Raw genomic sequence first — 14,616 nt, 5'->3', positions numbered from 1 at the left:
CCTCCGCCGCCGCTGGTTGCGAAGCTCACCTCCTCGCGACTCCGAACGGCCCGACCAGCGGCCGGAACAAGCAGACATAGGGAAGAGATGACCAAGATCACCGGGATCGAGACGATCCGCACGCGCGCCGACGGCACCTGGCTGTTCGTCAAGGTTCTGACCGATCAGCCCGGCCTCTACGGCATCGGATCGGCCTCCGACCACTACCGCGCCAAGGTGGTAGAGGCGGCGATCGAGAATGTCACGCCCCTGCTGATCGGTCGCGACGTCAGCCGCATCGAGGACATCTGGCAGTCCGTCTATACCCAGAGCTACTGGCGCAACGAGGCCATCGGCAACACTGCCCAAGCCGGCATCGACATGGCGTTGTGGGACATCAAGGGCAAGGAAGCCGGCATGCCGGTCTACCAGTTGCTCGGCGGCAAGACCCGCAGCGCTGTCGCCGCTTACGCCCACGCCCAGGGCGACTCGCTCACCGAGCTCGAGGACGATGTCCGCCGCTACTGGGAGGAGGGCTACACGGTCATCCGCTGCCAGCTGGGCAATTACGGCGGCGGCGGTTTCCTCGATCGCGCCAATGCCCGCGGGCCGAAAGATCACTGGCCGCAGGACAAGGCCTTTGACGACGACGCCTACCTGCAGGCCATCCCCGAGATGTTCGCGCACCTGCGTGACAAGCTCGGCTGGGGACCGAAATTTACCCACGACGTGCACGAGCACCTGGCGCCGACCAATGCCGTGCAGCTGGCCAAGCTCCTCGAGCCCTATCGGCTCTACTTCCTCGAGGATCTGCTCTCGCCCGAACAGGTCGGCTGGTACCGCCAGGTGCGCCAGCAATGCGCCACGCCGCAGGCAATGGGCGAGCTGTTCGTCAACCCGCACGAATATCTGCCGCTGATCACCGAGCGGCTGATCGATTTCGTCCGCGTCCGTATCTCGAAGGGCGGCGGCATCACCCAGGCGCGCAAGATCGCGACGCTGTGCGAATGGTTCGGCGTGCAGACCGCCTGGCAGGAAGGTGGCGACAACGACCCGGTGAACCAGATGGCGGCAATGCATGTCGATCTCGCCTCCACCGCCTTCGGCATCCAGGAGGAGAACCACTTCAAGCCCGAGGAGTACGAACTGTTCCCCGGCCATGCGCTGCTCGAAGGCGGCTACCTCTACGGCAACGAGCAGCCCGGGCTTGGCATCGATATCGACGTGAAGAAGGCCGAAGCGCTGCTCGATCCGGACAAGGCGGCGAAGTCGCATTACATGGCCGAAGACCGCCGCCGCGATGGCGGCATCGTCCGGCCGTAGCGAGGGCCGGCGGGCGGACTCGATTGAGGGAGGCGGACCATCGAAAGCTCCACTGACTGGCAGGCCGACCTCGCTCACCTGGCCGAAGGGATCGTCACCCGGCATCGACAGCCGTTTCATCTCATCTCGCAGGCGGCGTTCGAGGCGAAGGTGGCCGAGCTGTCTGCTCGGCTGCCCTCGCTATCCGATGCCGCGGCGGTCGTTGCCTTGCGCGGTATCGCGGCCAGCATCGGCGACGGCCACACCTTCGTCGCCGCGCCGCCTCGGCCGAAATTTCCGGTCGAGTTCTGCTGGTTCGGTGATCAACTTGCGGTGGTTCGCGCCACGGCTGCCCACCGCACGTTGATCGGCACTCAGCTGGTGGCGATCGGCGAGCAACCGGTGGCGGATGTCCAGGGTCGGTTGCAACAGCTCATTCCGCAGGGCGAGAACGCCGGCTATGTGCTGGCGCAGAGCGTCGAGCTTATGCGGGAGCCCGAGGTGCTCTCGGCTCTGGGCATCCCACCGCGGTTTCGCCTCATCGATACCGCCGGAACCGAGGTGGCTGTCACCCTGGGCCCAGGCGACGAGCCGCTGCTGACCGCCGAGCACGCTCCGCTCTCGATGCAGCGGATGGACGAACAGTTCTGGTTCTCGCATGTAGCCGAACGGGATGCGATCTACGTGCAGTTTCGTTCCTATGGCGGGCTCGAGGCCAATGCCATCAGGCTGTTCGACACCCTCAAGCAACAACCGGCGCGACGGCTCATCGTCGACCTCCGGCGGAACGGTGGCGGTAACTTCCTCGCGGGCCGGCAGTGGCTGCTGCTCCCCATCGAACTGCTGGGGCTGGTCGCTGGCCAACTGTTCGTGCTGGTCGGCCGCCGCACCTTCTCCGCGAGCATGGTCAACGCCATCGATTTCCACCGCGAAACCGAAGCCATCCTCGTCGGCGAGCCGATCGGCGCCCGGCCATTCGGCTACCAGGAGAACGGCTGGTTCACGCTGCCCGGCTCCGGGCTGCGGGTCTCGGCCGCGACCCGGCTCTACCGCTTCGGTCCGGAGGACGCCGACAGCTTTCATCCGGACCAGCAGATCGATACCAGCTATGCCGACTTCGTCGCCGGCCGCGATCCGGTACTCGAGTGGGCGCTCGGCGCCTAGAGGTCCGGCATGCCGCTGAACACCTCGAGGATCACCCCGATATCGGGGGCGCTGTCGAGATAGTGCACCGCGATGCCGGTGAAGGTGCCGCTGAGGGTGGATTGCCCGCCACGCGCCGCCTGGTCGGCCAGCGTCTGCCGGAAGTCCGGCGTCTGTACCGCGACATGGTGGACGCCGCCGACCCCGCCGCGCTGGGCGAGAAACTTGCCGAACATGTCGTTCTCGTCTCTCGGCTCGATCAGCTCCCACATCACATCGCCGATCATCGTCATGGCGATGCGCGAGCGCCACTCGGCCGGTTTGCCGTCGACCAGGACATTCTCGGCGTTCTCCGGCCCGATCTCCATAAACTCCCACGGCCCGATGCCATACTGCTCCTCATAGGCACGGACCGCCGCCTCGAGGTTGGGCACCACGATGCCCAGCTGCATCGTCTTGGTGAAGGTTGGCTGCTTTGCCGGCATATTCGGGCTCCTGTATTCAACAAAAGTGTTGATCAACAGTATTGTTGAATACGAGTGAGCATCCTCTGTCAAGCCGGTGGGTTGGTCGACCTCGCGACTGCCGCTAGGGTGCCCGCCCACGTGAACACCAGGGAGTACGGGATGCGGTTCGAGGGCCAAGCGATTTATGTCACTGGGGCAGGGCACGGCATCGGCCGCGCCACTGCGCTGCGCCTCGCCGCCGAAGGTGGCTCGATTGCGGTCTCCGATATCGATGGCCCCGCGGCGGAGGCCGTCGCCGCCGAGATCGCCGCGACGGGCGCGCGGGCCTTCGCTAGCACGTGCGACGTCACCAGCCGTGACGCCGTCGATGCCTCCATCGCCGATACAGTCGGTCGTTTCGGTAGGCTCAACGTTCTCGTCAACACCGCCGGTGGCGATTGGAACGAGCCGGCGCTCGGCGAAATTCCCGATGAGCTGTTCGACCGCAAGATCGACGTCAACCTCACCGGCGTTTTCCGCTGCGTCCGCGCCGCCCTGCCGGCGCTGATCGCGGCCGGACCGGGCAGCAACGTTGTCAGCATCGGCTCGATCAATGGCAACTGGGCCTTTGGTGGCTACGCCTATTCAGCGGCGAAGGCCGGGCTCGAAATCCTCACCAAGAATTTTGCGGCCCGTTACGGCAGCCAAGGCGTCCGCTTCAACCTGATCAGCCCCGGCACCATCCGCACCCGCAACTGGACGGTGCGTGAAGACGATGGCGGCAAGCGTGCCCGCAAATATCCGCTCGGCCGCCTCGGCGAACCGGAGGACATCGCCGCCGCGGTGGCGTTTCTTGCCTCGGCCGATGCCGCATGGATCACCGGCATCAACCTCCCCGTCGAAGGCGGCATCATGACCGGCGGCCTGCACGACCTGATCATGGAGGGCTGATCGGTCGCGGCCGGTGTGTGGGGCGCCTGCCGCGACCGATGACGTTACGCCGTTCCGGTCAACCGGTCGCGGATCTCGGTGTCGGATTGCGGAATGTTGCCACCCGGGGTCAGCCGGTCAACCGACTCGGGAATTGCAGTGGCGAGACGCTTCAACAGTTCCTCGCGTGACAGGCCGGTGCGCTGCGACAGCTCGGCCAGGTTCTCTGCGCCCACCGCCTGCTCGACCTGCGCGGGCGACAGGCCCTTGGTAGGAACGCCTACAGTGACCCAGGAATCGGCAGTTTCCGCTTGGCCCGAGTTGCGGAAGCTGTCCATCAGGTCGCCGAGCCCGCCGGTGAGCACGTTGCCGTTCCCGCTGCCAGCGGGCCGGCTCGCGTCTGGGCCATTGCCGCCACCACCGAACAGGTCGCCGAGGCTGCCCAGAATGCTCGAAAGCCCATCCTGGGCCGGAGCTCCGTCGGGGCCGGTGCTCGATCGGTTCTGAAAGCCCTTCAGCGCTTCGGCAATCTTGTCACGGTTCTGGTAGCCCGCCACGGCAAGCAACCCGAGCAGGGCGACCATTGAAGGCATTGCGTTCTTGGCCATGTGACTGGTCCTTTCAGGGATGGATTGGGTCGTCAGGTGCGACGGCGCATGAATGCGCCCCAGGCGAACAGCACGATCACGGCACCGACGACGGCGCCGATCAGCCCGGCACCTTCGCCGGGCGCGTACAAACCAAGGGCCTGCCCGAGGAAGGAAGCGACGAACGCGCCCACGATGCCGAGCACCGCTGTCATCACAAAGCCCGACGGTCCGCCGCTGTTGGGCAGGATGAGTTTTGCCACGATGCCGGCGACAAGACCGATGATAATGGTCCACAGAATGTCCATAGGCGAAGTCCCCTAAGCCCTCGCGCAAATGCGCGGAGGTCTCGGACAACGCCCAGTTGCTGACAGTGTTCCGGTCGTGGGGAGATTCGGGTCGAGATCACCAGTGCACCGGCAAGCCAGGTGCTAGCGACAGGAGGGGGATGGTGTTGCTGAAGGCCGGACGCAGCAAGGTGACGCGCGACTCGGGCGGTTTCGTCATCCGCCTCAACATGCCCGGCTGGATCTTCCCGCGTCCCACCGATCATGGGCACGGCGCGTTGGCGCTGGTGGTCGAGTCGTTCCTCGCGCCGGGCCGTCTCGTTGCCCTGCATCAGCACCGCAACGACGAGATCATCTCGTGGGTCCCTGACGGCGTGATGCGCCACCACGATGACGTCAGCGGCGACCTGGTCACCGACCCCGGCCACCTGCTGGTGATGAATGCCGGCCGCAGCTTCTGGCACTCTGAGCGGACGCTGCCGACCGACCCGCCCTTGCGCATGCTGCAGATCATGGTGCGTCCACATAGCATCGACCTCGAGCCGAACATCCAGCACGGGCCGCTTCCAGCCTGGATGCCGAACGTCTGGCGGCACCTGTTCGGACCCGAAGGCAGCAGCGCTCCCTTCTTCGTGCGCAACACCATCGACTTCTTCGATATCCGGCTCACTGTCGGTGCTCGTGTCACGCTGCCGGATATCCCCGGCCGTGACGTCTATTTCTACGTGTTCACCGGCGACATCGAAGCCGGCGGCCAGAGCTTTGGCGAAGCCGAGCAGGGCCTGTTGCTCGCCGGCGAGACGCTGGAGATCGAGGCAAAGACTGCCGCGGTGGTCGTGGCCTTCCTCATCGATCCCACCGCGCAACTGGTCCGCCAGGGGACCATCGGCGATAGCCCAAAGATTCCGCCGCCCTCACGTGCACGGTTGCTGCTCTGGCTTCTCGGCGTGCTGCAATGGTTCCGGCGGCGAACGTGATCCATCACCGGAGCCCGACGAACTCATCTATCTCACCGCGGTTGCCAAGCACGTACTTCGTCCCCTCGAAGCCATCCCACAGCCGCTGATGCGCCTGCCGCGAGTTGGCGTTGCTCCTCGTCGGATACTCGGTAACCCAGGCCAGCAGCGCCGCGAACGAGGCTTCGCTGCCGCCGCCCTGGTTGCCGCGCCGGCGCACATTGTCGAGACACTCTTCCACCGGCAGATCGAGGAAGATGAACTCGGTGGCGCGGGGCAGGGCGGCCGGCAGCAGCCAGCCATAGACGCCCTCCATTACCCACGAACCCTCGGTGGCGCGTTCGACCACCTCGTCGAACACCACCCGCTTGTCCCGCTCCTTGCCGCCATACGCGCCGTCCCAGTAGAGGTCGTCGAGCCGCACCAGCGGCACCGACAGGCGCTGCGACAACCGCTCGCCCAGCCAAGTCTTGCCAGAGCCGCCATTGCCGGTGATCAGCACGCGCACGGCGTCAGCCATCGATCGGTACCCCGCCCTGGCTCATACGGTCGGCGCGGCGCTTTCCATGTAGTTGCGCGAGTAACGACCCTTAAGGCTGGTCAGCACTTCGTAGCCGATGGTGTTGGCGATGTCGGCATGGTCGTCGACGGTGATCTGCCTGCCGATGATCTCGGCCATCTCGCCCGGCGCCGGTGGCCGCGGCAGGTCGGTGACATCTACCCCGATCATATCCATCGACACGCGCCCGACCACCGGGCAGGGCTGGCCATTGATCACCACATGCGTGCCGCGGTGGTTGTTCGACGAGCTCAGCGAGCGGAAGAAACCGTCGGCATAGCCGATGGCAACGATGGCGAGGCGGCTGTCGCGCGACATGGTCTGCAGCGCGCCATAGCCGACCGTCTCGCCGGTCTTGACGTCCTTGGTCATCAGCACCGGCGCCTCGAGCGTCACCACCGGCGCCATCGGGTTGCGCCGCCCGGCGACCGCCCGCCCGCCATAGAGCGCGATGCCCGGGCGCACCATCTGGAAATGGTTGTCCCGGTTGCTCATCAACCCGGCCGAGTTCGAGAGCGACGCCGGAATGCCAGGGAACTGCGCCATCACCGAGGTGAACAGCGCCAGCTGTGTGCGGTTCTTCTCGTGCGCCGGCATATCGGCGCAGGCGAGATGGCTCATGATCATCTGCGGCGCATAGCCGATCGAGTCGATCAGCCGCTTGACGATCGAGGTCTCGTTGAGCCGGAAGCCGAGCCGGTTGATGCCGGTATCGAAATGCAGCGCCGCCGGCAGCGCCTGATTGGAAGCGGCGCAGGCCGAGAGCCATTCCTCCAGCATCGGGATCGAGGCCAGACACGGCATCAGCCGTTCGCCGACATAGAGCGGCGCCGACCCCGGATAGAGCCCGGAGAGGATGAAGATGTGGCTGTCCTCGGGCAGCGCCGCGCGCACCGCGATGCCTTCGTCGGGCGTTGCCGCAAAGAAGAAGCGGGCGCCCGCCTCGTAGAAGGCGCGCGAGGCCTGGGCGATGCCTGTGCCATAGGCATCGGCCTTCACCACCGCGCCGGTCAGCGCGCCGCGGCTCACCTTGTCGAGAGCTTGCCAGTTGCGCTTCAGCGCGCCCAGGTCGACCGTCAGCCGCCCGCCGTAACCGGTCGCAATGGCCGGTGCCGCCATCACTATTCCATCCTTTCGGGAAGGTATTCGGAGCGCGCCAGATTGCCGAAGCGCGTGAACTGCGCTTCAAAGCTCACCTGCACGGTACCCGTCGGGCCGTGACGCTGCTTGCCGATGATCACTTCGGCCTTGCCGTGCACCTGTTCCATCTCGCCCTGCCACGCCATGTGTTCCGGCGTGCCCTCCTTGGGCTCCTTGTTCTTGAGGTAGTACTCCTCGCGATACACGAACAGCACCACGTCGGCGTCCTGCTCGATAGAGCCGGATTCGCGCAGATCCGAAAGCTGCGGATGCTTGTCGTCGCGGTTTTCCACCTGTCGGCTGAGCTGGCTGAGCGCGATGATCGGCACTTCCAGCTCCTTGGCCAGCGCTTTGAGCGTGGTGGTGATTTCGGTCAGTTCCTGCACGCGGTTCTCGCTCGACTTCTTGGACGAGCCGCTGAGCAGCTGCAGGTAGTCGACGATCAACAGGTCGAGGCCTTTCTGCCGCTTCAGGCGCCGGGCGCGGGCGGCCAGCTGCGCCACCGAGATGCCGCCGGTATCGTCGATATAGAGCGGCACCTGCGCCATCAGGTTCGAGGTGTCGACGAGCTTCGAAAACTGGCTCTCGTGAATGTTGCCGCGCCGGATGTCGGACGAAGAGATCTCGGCCTGCTCGGCGAGAATACGCGTCGCCAGCTGCTCGGCGCTCATTTCGAGGCTGAAGAAGCCGACATGCCCGCCATCGATGGTCTTGCTGTGCCCATCCGCCTGCACTTCGCCGCGAAAGCTCTTGGCCACATGGAAGGCGATATTGGTGGCGAGCGACGTCTTGCCCATGGCAGGACGCGCCGCGAGGATGATCAGGTCGGAGCGCTGCAGCCCGCCCATCAGCCGGTCGAGATCGGTGAGCCCGGTCGAGGTGCCGCTGAGCGTGCCGTCGCGGCCATAGGCTTCGCCGGCCATCTTGATGGCTTCGGTCAGCGCTGCCGAAAAGCTCTGGAAGCCGCCGTCGTAACGGCCCTTTTCCGCCAGATCGAACAGCGCCTTCTCGGCCTCCTCGATCTGCTTGTTGGCCGTCGCCTCGACATCGGAGTCATAGGCGATCTGCACCATCTCCTCGCCGATCTGGATCAGGTTGCGGCGGATCGCCAGATCGTAGATCGATTGGCCGTAATCGGCCGCGTTGAGCACGGTCGTTGCTTCCGCCGCCAGCCGCGCCAGGTATTGCGGCATGGTCATTTCAGCGGTCAGGGCGTCGGCGAGGTAGGTCTTGGCGGTGATCGGCGTCGCCGTCTTGCCGGCGCGGATGATCTTGGCCAGCACCTCGTAGATGGTGCGATGGATCGGCTCGTAGAAGTGCTCGGGTATGAGGAAGTCGCTGACCCGGTAGAACGCCTCGTTGTTGACGAGGATCGCTCCCAGCAAAGCCTGCTCCGCCTCCACATTGTGGGGCGCGAGGCGGAAGCCTTTTTCGTCTTCCGGACGCAGGCGATGCACGTTGTTGTCGGCCATAGCGACTCGATACTCCCCCGCTCGTTAAGGTTTGCTTTACCAGCGGCTGTCCCGGCGACGGTCAAAAATGTGACGCCGGGGTGACCGAATCGGGTCCTCGGCGCGACGCCTGTGGTTAGTGTTGAAAGCGGGGGAAACCAAGGCGGCGCGTTTGCATTCGTGCCATCAAGCCGATCGCCGATTCGTACCCCTCATTCAGTGCCGGAATCGCGCTCCAGCGCTGCGATGATCCGGCGCATCATGCCGTAAAACACCTCGCGCTCCTCGGGCTCTAATGCATCGGTGGCGAGGCCGTTGACCTCGATGGCGGACACGAAAGCGGCCTTGGCGCGCTCGCGCCCGAGCGGCGTCAGCGACACCCGGGCGCTGCGTCGGTCGTTGGGGTCGGGCGTCCTCGCCACCAGCCCGTCGCGCTCCATGCGATTGAGCGTGTTCGCCATGGTCGGCTGTTCCACCGCGGCAAGCAGGGCCAGCTCTTTCTGCGTCATCGCCCCACCGTCCTGCAGCGCGAAGAATACCGGCATCGGCCCCGAACTGCCGCCCGCCAGTCGCCGCTCGATGGCGCGGGCGAATAGCCGCGCCGCCCAGTTGGTGAGGTAGCCGGCTGAGGTCTCGCGCACATAGCTCATTTACATAGCTTGCTATTTAAATCCATAGTGTGCTATGTAACCGCCGTTGGCCACGAAACGCAAGGAGCCTTCGATGTCCGCAACAAGCAGTTCGACGCGCTACGGCAGCGTCGCCATCGCTATCCACTGGCTTACCGCGCTGATGATCGTTGCGCTGTTCGCCACGGGCTTGCTCGCCGCCGCGCAGGCCGACCCGGCCGCCAAGCTCGTATTGTTGCGCGCCCACATTCCGTTCGGGGCAGGGGTGTTGCTGCTGACGCTGCTGCGTATCGTCTGGTGGCTCGCCATCGATCGGCGCCCGGCTCCGCCCGCCGATCAGCCCGGCTGGCAGAAGCTCGTGGCCAAAGCGGTGCACATCGCCCTCTATGCGGTGGTTCTCGTCACCGCCTCGAGCGGCATTGCCACGATCATCCTGTCGGGTGCGCTTCCCGCCATCATCGGCTCCGCCACGCTCCCCAACCTGGAGACCGTTCTGCCGCGTGCCGTCCACGGCATCGCCTCGCGCCTGATGCTGGGGCTGCTTGCTCTCCATATCGGCGCCGCTCTCTACCACCAGTTCATCCGTCGCGACCGCCTGCTGGCCCGAATGGGCGTAGGGGTCGCCTAGCGCACTTTCTAGCGCCCGGCGATCAGCGCCTCGATCCCGTCGAGCAGCCGCTCGAGGCCGAAGCGGAAGGCCTTCTCACCCCAGAACTCGCCCTGCCGTGCCGCCGTGGCAGCCTGACCCACCCGTGCCGTGAGGGGAAAGCGGCGCGGATCGACTAACCGCTCAAGCTGCGGCATGGCCTCGCGCCACCATTCCGGATCGCCCAGCCCCGTCTTCTCCCGTTCCGTCAGCAGCCCGGACTGCAGCGCGGCGGTGTGGGCCGCGTGGTTGAGCACGGCGGCCAGCGCCTGCTCCATCTCGAAATCCGTGAGGCCGATGCCCTCGAGCACTGCCAGTTCGACCTCGTTCTTCTCGATCTCGTGCGGTCCCATCGGCGAGCGCGCCGGGCGCGCTGCCTGCAGCCACGCATTGGCGAGAAACAGCCCACGGTTCGCCTCAGCGATCTCGGTCAGCCCCCGGCGCCAGTCGCTGCCATGCGGCAGTGCATCGGACGGATAGAGGCCGCGATAGCTCTGGTCGACCATCAGAGCCAGCAACGCCGCCTTGCTTGGCGCAAAGCTATAGGTCGCCATGGTCCGCACACCGAGCCGAGCAGCAATGCTGCGCATCGACAGCGCTTCGAGCCCCTCGGCCCGCACCAGCTCGGTCGCCGTCGAAACGAAGTCGTTGATGGTGTGGCCGCTGCGCCCGACTGGGCGAGAGTGGTCGCTCCACAGCAGCGCAATCGTATCGGCAGGGGAGCTATCGATGTGGTTGCCGGCCAAAATTGTCTCCGGGCTGATGGCCCTCACTCCTTAGCACCGTCACTTGGCTCGACCATAGGTTTGACGATCAGTTCTGCAGGCGATACAGTGTATCGGTACATTGTATCGAAAAGGAGTGATCATGACCACGGATAATGCGCTTCGCATCGAGGACTCGCTGGCGTGGCGGTTCGCCGCGGAGGGGAGACTTGATCCCTCGGCTCCGGTTGCCGCGTCGGGGAACATTGAGATAGCCCGTGCTCCCGAAGTGGTGTGGCGCTTGTTGCACGACGTTACCAACTGGCCCGACATCCGTGCCGATGTTCAGGACGTGGTCGTCCTGGACGGCGGCGCCTTCACCTGGTCCGCCGGCCCGATCCCGGTTCGCTCCCGCTTTGCGCTCACTGAACCAGGGCGCACGCTGACCTGGTGCACGCTGGCGGCGGGCCTCGAGGCCGTACATATCTACCACTTCGAAGCGGTTGGTTCGGGCACCCGGCTGAACGCGGCGGAATCGATGAGCGGGCCGCTTGCCGGGCCGGCAATCAGCAGCGCGCAGCTGCAGTCTCAGATTGTTTCCTGGCTTGAAGGCGTCAAAGCGCTTGCCGAGGCGCGCTGAAAAGCAAAGGCCGGGATCGCTCCCGGCCTTGTATTCACTGCGATTGTATCGGCTTAGAAGCTGAAGGTCAGGCCAGCCTGCAACACGTGCGAACCGATGTTGACGATGGCATCGTCGCCGCCGCCTTCGAGGTCTGCATCAACGATGGCCTTGTAACGATAGCCAAGGTCGAGCGCGATGTTGTCGGAGACGTCGACCTTCACGCCGGCGCCAACCTGGTATGCCCAGCCCCAGCCGGACATGTCGATGCTGTATGCAAGCGGGACGGAAGTAGCTTCAGCACTGACGAAACCAGCACCGAGACCTGCGCCGATATACGGCGTGAAGCCCGAGCCAGTGTCGATGTCGAACCAGAGGTTACCGAGCAGGTAGGTGGTGCTGGCGGAGCCCTCAGCGGCGAAGGTGGCAATGTCGTCGACAGTCACGTCGTTGAGGCCGATTGCACCGGTGGAGAGTTCGACTTCACCGCGCAGGTTGTCAGTGAAACGCGCGCCCGCGGCGACGCCGACGAGCCAGCCGATATCGGTGTCGAAATTGTAAAACTGGCCGGGGGCCGAGCCATCGTCGCCCTCGACATTGTTGGCCCACACACCGCCAGCGAACACGCTGAAGTACCAGCCGGTGTCGGCAACTGAAATGGGCTCGTCGACCGGTACGTCGACGACCAGATCCGCTGCCAGGGCAGGGGTGCCGACAATCAGCGCCACAGCAGCAGCGCCGCTGAGCAGTTTGAACATGTTCATAATGGGAGCCTCCCGCAATTAAGTTGGCACCATGATTTGCAGATGAATTGTATTCGTGGAAGTAGGGAAAGCCCCTTTCAGGGCATCAATTTCGGTCGTGGCACATAATGGCAACACCAGGCAGAAAGTGAGGCAAGCAACCAGGCTGCGGCCGTTGCTGATACATTCCGGATCGGAAGAAATCTGACCTGTCCAAAAGCTGGACTCGGGCCGTGCCGCCAAGCTCTAGCGGAAGGTCGCCGCCAGGCCGGGCGCGCAAACAAAAGGGCCGGGATTGCTCCCGGCCCCTTTCTCGTATCGATGCGATACGTTCTTACTCTTCGTCGCCGAAGGCCTCGGTAGCGGCGGAGCCGACTTCGGCCTGGCCAGCAGCGAACTGTTCAGCCGCTTCGTCGTCGTAGTTGATCGCGGTGAGATCTTCACCGGCGGCCTGACGGGCAGCCTCGTCTTCCGAGCGCGCCACGTTGACGGTGATCGACACGGCAACTTCGGCGTGCAGGTGCAGCGGCACCGGGTGGACGCCGACGGTCTTGATCGGGTTGGCGAGGTCGACCTGCGAACGCGAAACGGTGAAGCCGTCCGAGATCAGCGCGTCGGCCACGTCACGCGACGACACCGAGCCGTAAAGCTGGCCGGTTTCGCCGGCCTGGCGGATGATGACCACCGACTTGCCGTTGAGGCCCGAGGCGATACCGGCAGCGGCCTCGCGGCGCTCCTGGTTGCGCTGCTCGATGTCGGCGCGATCGCGCTCGAACTTCTTGCGGTTGGCCTCGGTGGCGCGCAGCGCCTTCTGCTGCGGGAGCAGGAAGTTACGGGCGAAACCGTCCTTCACCGACACTTCGTCGCCGATGTGGCCGTGCTTGCCGATACGCTCGAGGAGAATGACTTTCATGGTGCTTTCCTTTGCTGTCCTGCCTCGAAGGCAGTTAGGAGCCGCCGACGATCGGCAGCCCCAGCGAGTCCCTGAAACCGGTTCTTACTGAACGGCGTAGGGCATGATGCCGATGAAGCGGGCGCGCTTGATGGCCTTGGCCAGTTCGCGCTGCTTCAGGGCGGAGACCGCAGTGATGCGGGAGGGGACGATCTTGCCGCGCTCCGACACGTAGCGCTGCAGCAGGCGAACGTCCTTGTAGTCGATCTTCGGCGCGTTCGGGCCCGAGAACGGGCAGGTCTTGCGGCGGCGCTGGAACGGACGGCGGGCCGTGGTCGTGGTCAGGTCTTTGATGGCCATTTGGCTTATCCTTCTGGGTGGGTCGCATTCCGAACCGGAAAAGTTTGCAACTTTTCCTGGAATACTCCCGAAGCGTTCTTAGAAGCGGCGCGGGCGACGGTCGCCGCGGTCGAAACCACCACGGTCGCCACGCGGGCCACCCGGACGGTCACCGCGGTCGTCATCGCGATCGCGCTTCTGCATCATGGCCGACGGGCCTTCCTCGAGCTCGTCTACCCGGATGGTCATGAAGCGCAGGATGTCTTCATTGATGCCCATCTGGCGCTCCATCTCGGCCACCGCGGCGTGCGGAGCGTCGATGTTGAGCAGGGTGTAGTGCGCCTTGCGGTTCTTTTTGATGCGGTACGAGAGCGACTTCAGGCCCCAGTACTCGTTCTTGGTGACCTTGCCGCCGCCATTGCTGAGCACTTCGGTCAGGGCTGCGGTCAGCTCTTCCACCTGCGTGGGGGAAACGTCCTGGCGGGCCAGGAAAATGTGTTCGTAAAGGGCCATAAGCGCCTTCCTTCAAGTTGGTTCACAACACTTCCACTCGGCGCGGAGCCCCTTTGAAGCCGGAAAGGCGATCAAAGCAGTCTTCTAAAGAGCGGGAACACGGGAGGACGGGCGAACCCTATCGTACAAATGCACGAACCCTCCGTTCAGCCCCCGGCCGAACGAATGCGAGGCGGGCTATAGGGGAAAACGCCGGCAATGGCAAGCGGCGCGGGGCGGTGACGTCCCGAAGGCGTCTGCCACAGGCGGAACGATATCGGCCAGCCGACCCTTTCCCTTTACATAAGGAGAAGGTCATGACCAATCGCAAAACGCCAGTGCCGCCTGCCACCCAGCCCGACGACATCCCCTTGGACATTCCCGATGCCGAGCAGACCGAGAGGGAACTGCCGGAAGGACAACTGCCCGGCCTGCCGGTATGGCGCGATCCGCTGCTGAACCCGGGGCCGACGCCTTCGGAGCGCGAAACGCCACCGCTCGACTGATCCGGTCAGCCCGATGCGGAGATCTCGCCGGCGCGCTTCGGGATCTCATATCCCTCTGATACCAGCAGCGAGGTGATGGTCGGCGTCAGCGCCCGGCAGCCGCAGTGCTGGGCGTGCTCGTAATGCCAGGCGGCGCGCTGCTTTTTGGTCGCATTGGCCGGCATCCGGTGTTCGCGGTGCCACTCGGAGTTGATCTTGCCCATCGTCGCGGCCTCTTTCATCGTCCCGACACTTGCTTTAGGCAGGCCGGGCGGCTCCACTATGTT

General features: G+C 64.9%; 20 protein-coding genes. 7 read left to right on the top strand and 13 right to left on the bottom strand.

All coding sequences use genetic code 11. From position 1 onward, the window contains the following. The first annotated feature begins 87 nt into the window (after window positions 1-87). The gene (locus ACSQ23_RS18285) at window positions 88-1,302 is read left to right on the top strand and encodes an enolase C-terminal domain-like protein (protein WP_436091452.1); all 1,215 of its coding nucleotides are present in this window, start codon (window positions 88-90) and stop codon (window positions 1,300-1,302) included. 150 nt (window positions 1,303-1,452) lie between these two features. Beyond that, complete coding sequence (locus tag ACSQ23_RS18280) at window positions 1,453-2,445, top strand: S41 family peptidase (RefSeq protein ID WP_436091451.1); 993 nt, start codon at window positions 1,453-1,455, stop codon at window positions 2,443-2,445. Here ACSQ23_RS18280 and ACSQ23_RS18275 read toward each other — a convergent pair. Beyond that, complete coding sequence (locus ACSQ23_RS18275; protein ID WP_436091450.1) at window positions 2,442-2,909, bottom strand: VOC family protein; 468 nt, start codon at window positions 2,907-2,909, stop codon at window positions 2,442-2,444. The genes ACSQ23_RS18280 and ACSQ23_RS18275 overlap by 4 nt on opposite strands. A 141-nt stretch (window positions 2,910-3,050) precedes the next feature. Between ACSQ23_RS18275 and ACSQ23_RS18270 the strand changes: the two genes are divergently transcribed. After that, window positions 3,051-3,821 carry an SDR family NAD(P)-dependent oxidoreductase gene (locus tag ACSQ23_RS18270; RefSeq protein ID WP_436091449.1) on the top strand — a complete coding sequence of 257 codons (771 nt, stop codon included), beginning with the start codon at window positions 3,051-3,053 and terminating at the stop codon, window positions 3,819-3,821. 44 nt (window positions 3,822-3,865) lie between these two features. On the opposite strand, the gene ACSQ23_RS18265 is transcribed toward ACSQ23_RS18270, so the two are convergent. Both ACSQ23_RS18265 and ACSQ23_RS18260 read right to left on the bottom strand, forming a co-directional pair. Next, on the bottom strand, window positions 3,866-4,408 hold the full coding sequence (locus ACSQ23_RS18265) for a YidB family protein (RefSeq protein ID WP_436091448.1): 543 nt from the start codon (window positions 4,406-4,408) through the stop codon (window positions 3,866-3,868). Window positions 4,409-4,440: 32 nt separating this feature from the next. Further along, entirely contained in the window at window positions 4,441-4,695 is a 255-nt protein-coding gene (locus ACSQ23_RS18260) for a GlsB/YeaQ/YmgE family stress response membrane protein (protein WP_436091447.1), read from the bottom strand. 143 nt (window positions 4,696-4,838) lie between these two features. Here ACSQ23_RS18260 and ACSQ23_RS18255 point away from each other — a divergent pair, with 143 nt between their 5' ends. Beyond that, entirely contained in the window at window positions 4,839-5,651 is an 813-nt protein-coding gene (locus ACSQ23_RS18255; RefSeq protein WP_436091446.1) for a pirin family protein, read from the top strand. A gap of 4 nt (window positions 5,652-5,655) precedes the next feature. On the opposite strand, the gene ACSQ23_RS18250 is transcribed toward ACSQ23_RS18255, so the two are convergent. The 4 genes from ACSQ23_RS18250 to ACSQ23_RS18235 form a co-directional block, all read right to left on the bottom strand. After that, window positions 5,656-6,150: an AAA family ATPase gene (locus ACSQ23_RS18250; protein WP_436091445.1), complete on the bottom strand. Its 495-nt coding sequence runs from the start codon at window positions 6,148-6,150 to the stop codon at window positions 5,656-5,658. 21 nt (window positions 6,151-6,171) lie between these two features. Next, complete coding sequence (alr, locus tag ACSQ23_RS18245; RefSeq protein ID WP_055879333.1) at window positions 6,172-7,308, bottom strand: alanine racemase; 1,137 nt, start codon at window positions 7,306-7,308, stop codon at window positions 6,172-6,174. A 2-nt stretch (window positions 7,309-7,310) separates the two neighbouring features. Further along, window positions 7,311-8,801, bottom strand: coding sequence for a replicative DNA helicase (locus tag ACSQ23_RS18240; RefSeq protein WP_055879330.1), 1,491 nt, complete (start codon window positions 8,799-8,801; stop codon window positions 7,311-7,313). Between the two features lie 191 nt (window positions 8,802-8,992). Next, complete coding sequence (locus tag ACSQ23_RS18235; protein WP_436091444.1) at window positions 8,993-9,430, bottom strand: MarR family winged helix-turn-helix transcriptional regulator; 438 nt, start codon at window positions 9,428-9,430, stop codon at window positions 8,993-8,995. 73 nt (window positions 9,431-9,503) lie between these two features. On the opposite strand from ACSQ23_RS18235, the gene ACSQ23_RS18230 reads away from it, so the two are divergent. Beyond that, window positions 9,504-10,037: a cytochrome b gene (locus ACSQ23_RS18230; RefSeq protein WP_436091443.1), complete on the top strand. Its 534-nt coding sequence runs from the start codon at window positions 9,504-9,506 to the stop codon at window positions 10,035-10,037. Between the two features lie 8 nt (window positions 10,038-10,045). Here ACSQ23_RS18230 and ACSQ23_RS18225 read toward each other — a convergent pair whose 3' ends face one another. After that, window positions 10,046-10,801 carry a TetR/AcrR family transcriptional regulator C-terminal domain-containing protein gene (locus ACSQ23_RS18225; RefSeq protein ID WP_436091442.1) on the bottom strand — a complete coding sequence of 252 codons (756 nt, stop codon included), beginning with the start codon at window positions 10,799-10,801 and terminating at the stop codon, window positions 10,046-10,048. 121 nt (window positions 10,802-10,922) lie between these two features. On the opposite strand from ACSQ23_RS18225, the gene ACSQ23_RS18220 reads away from it, so the two are divergent. Further along, window positions 10,923-11,399, top strand: a complete 477-nt coding sequence (locus ACSQ23_RS18220) for an SRPBCC family protein (protein WP_436091441.1) — start codon at window positions 10,923-10,925, stop codon at window positions 11,397-11,399. A 53-nt stretch (window positions 11,400-11,452) separates the two neighbouring features. Here ACSQ23_RS18220 and ACSQ23_RS18215 read toward each other — a convergent pair whose 3' ends face one another. From ACSQ23_RS18215 to rpsF, 4 genes are all read right to left on the bottom strand, one after another. Continuing rightward, a complete protein-coding gene (locus ACSQ23_RS18215; protein ID WP_436091440.1) occupies window positions 11,453-12,142 on the bottom strand; it encodes an outer membrane protein in 690 nt (229 codons plus the stop codon). Between the two features lie 313 nt (window positions 12,143-12,455). Further along, window positions 12,456-13,034 carry a 50S ribosomal protein L9 gene (rplI, locus tag ACSQ23_RS18210; protein WP_055879315.1) on the bottom strand — a complete coding sequence of 193 codons (579 nt, stop codon included), beginning with the start codon at window positions 13,032-13,034 and terminating at the stop codon, window positions 12,456-12,458. An 84-nt stretch (window positions 13,035-13,118) separates the two neighbouring features. Beyond that, on the bottom strand, window positions 13,119-13,373 hold the full coding sequence (gene rpsR / locus ACSQ23_RS18205) for a 30S ribosomal protein S18 (RefSeq protein WP_055048535.1): 255 nt from the start codon (window positions 13,371-13,373) through the stop codon (window positions 13,119-13,121). Between the two features lie 78 nt (window positions 13,374-13,451). Further along, window positions 13,452-13,865 (bottom strand): 30S ribosomal protein S6, encoded by a 414-nt coding sequence (gene rpsF / locus ACSQ23_RS18200; RefSeq protein ID WP_055879312.1) that lies wholly within the window; start codon window positions 13,863-13,865, stop codon window positions 13,452-13,454. 296 nt (window positions 13,866-14,161) lie between these two features. Between rpsF and ACSQ23_RS18195 the strand changes: the two genes are divergently transcribed. Beyond that, a complete protein-coding gene (locus ACSQ23_RS18195) occupies window positions 14,162-14,350 on the top strand; it encodes a hypothetical protein (RefSeq protein WP_055879310.1) in 189 nt (62 codons plus the stop codon). Between the two features lie 5 nt (window positions 14,351-14,355). Here the strand turns inward: ACSQ23_RS18195 and ACSQ23_RS18190 are convergent, their stop codons facing one another. Then, window positions 14,356-14,553 (bottom strand): hypothetical protein, encoded by a 198-nt coding sequence (locus ACSQ23_RS18190; RefSeq protein WP_055998018.1) that lies wholly within the window; start codon window positions 14,551-14,553, stop codon window positions 14,356-14,358. Window positions 14,554-14,616 lie beyond the last annotated feature (63 nt).

Origin of the sequence: Devosia sp. LjRoot16, from assembly GCF_964252795.1 — a bacterium.
GTDB lineage: Bacteria > Pseudomonadota > Alphaproteobacteria > Rhizobiales > Devosiaceae > Devosia_A.
The sequence above is the reverse complement of the archived record's forward strand: the minus strand, read 5'-3'. Positions and strand labels throughout refer to the sequence as shown.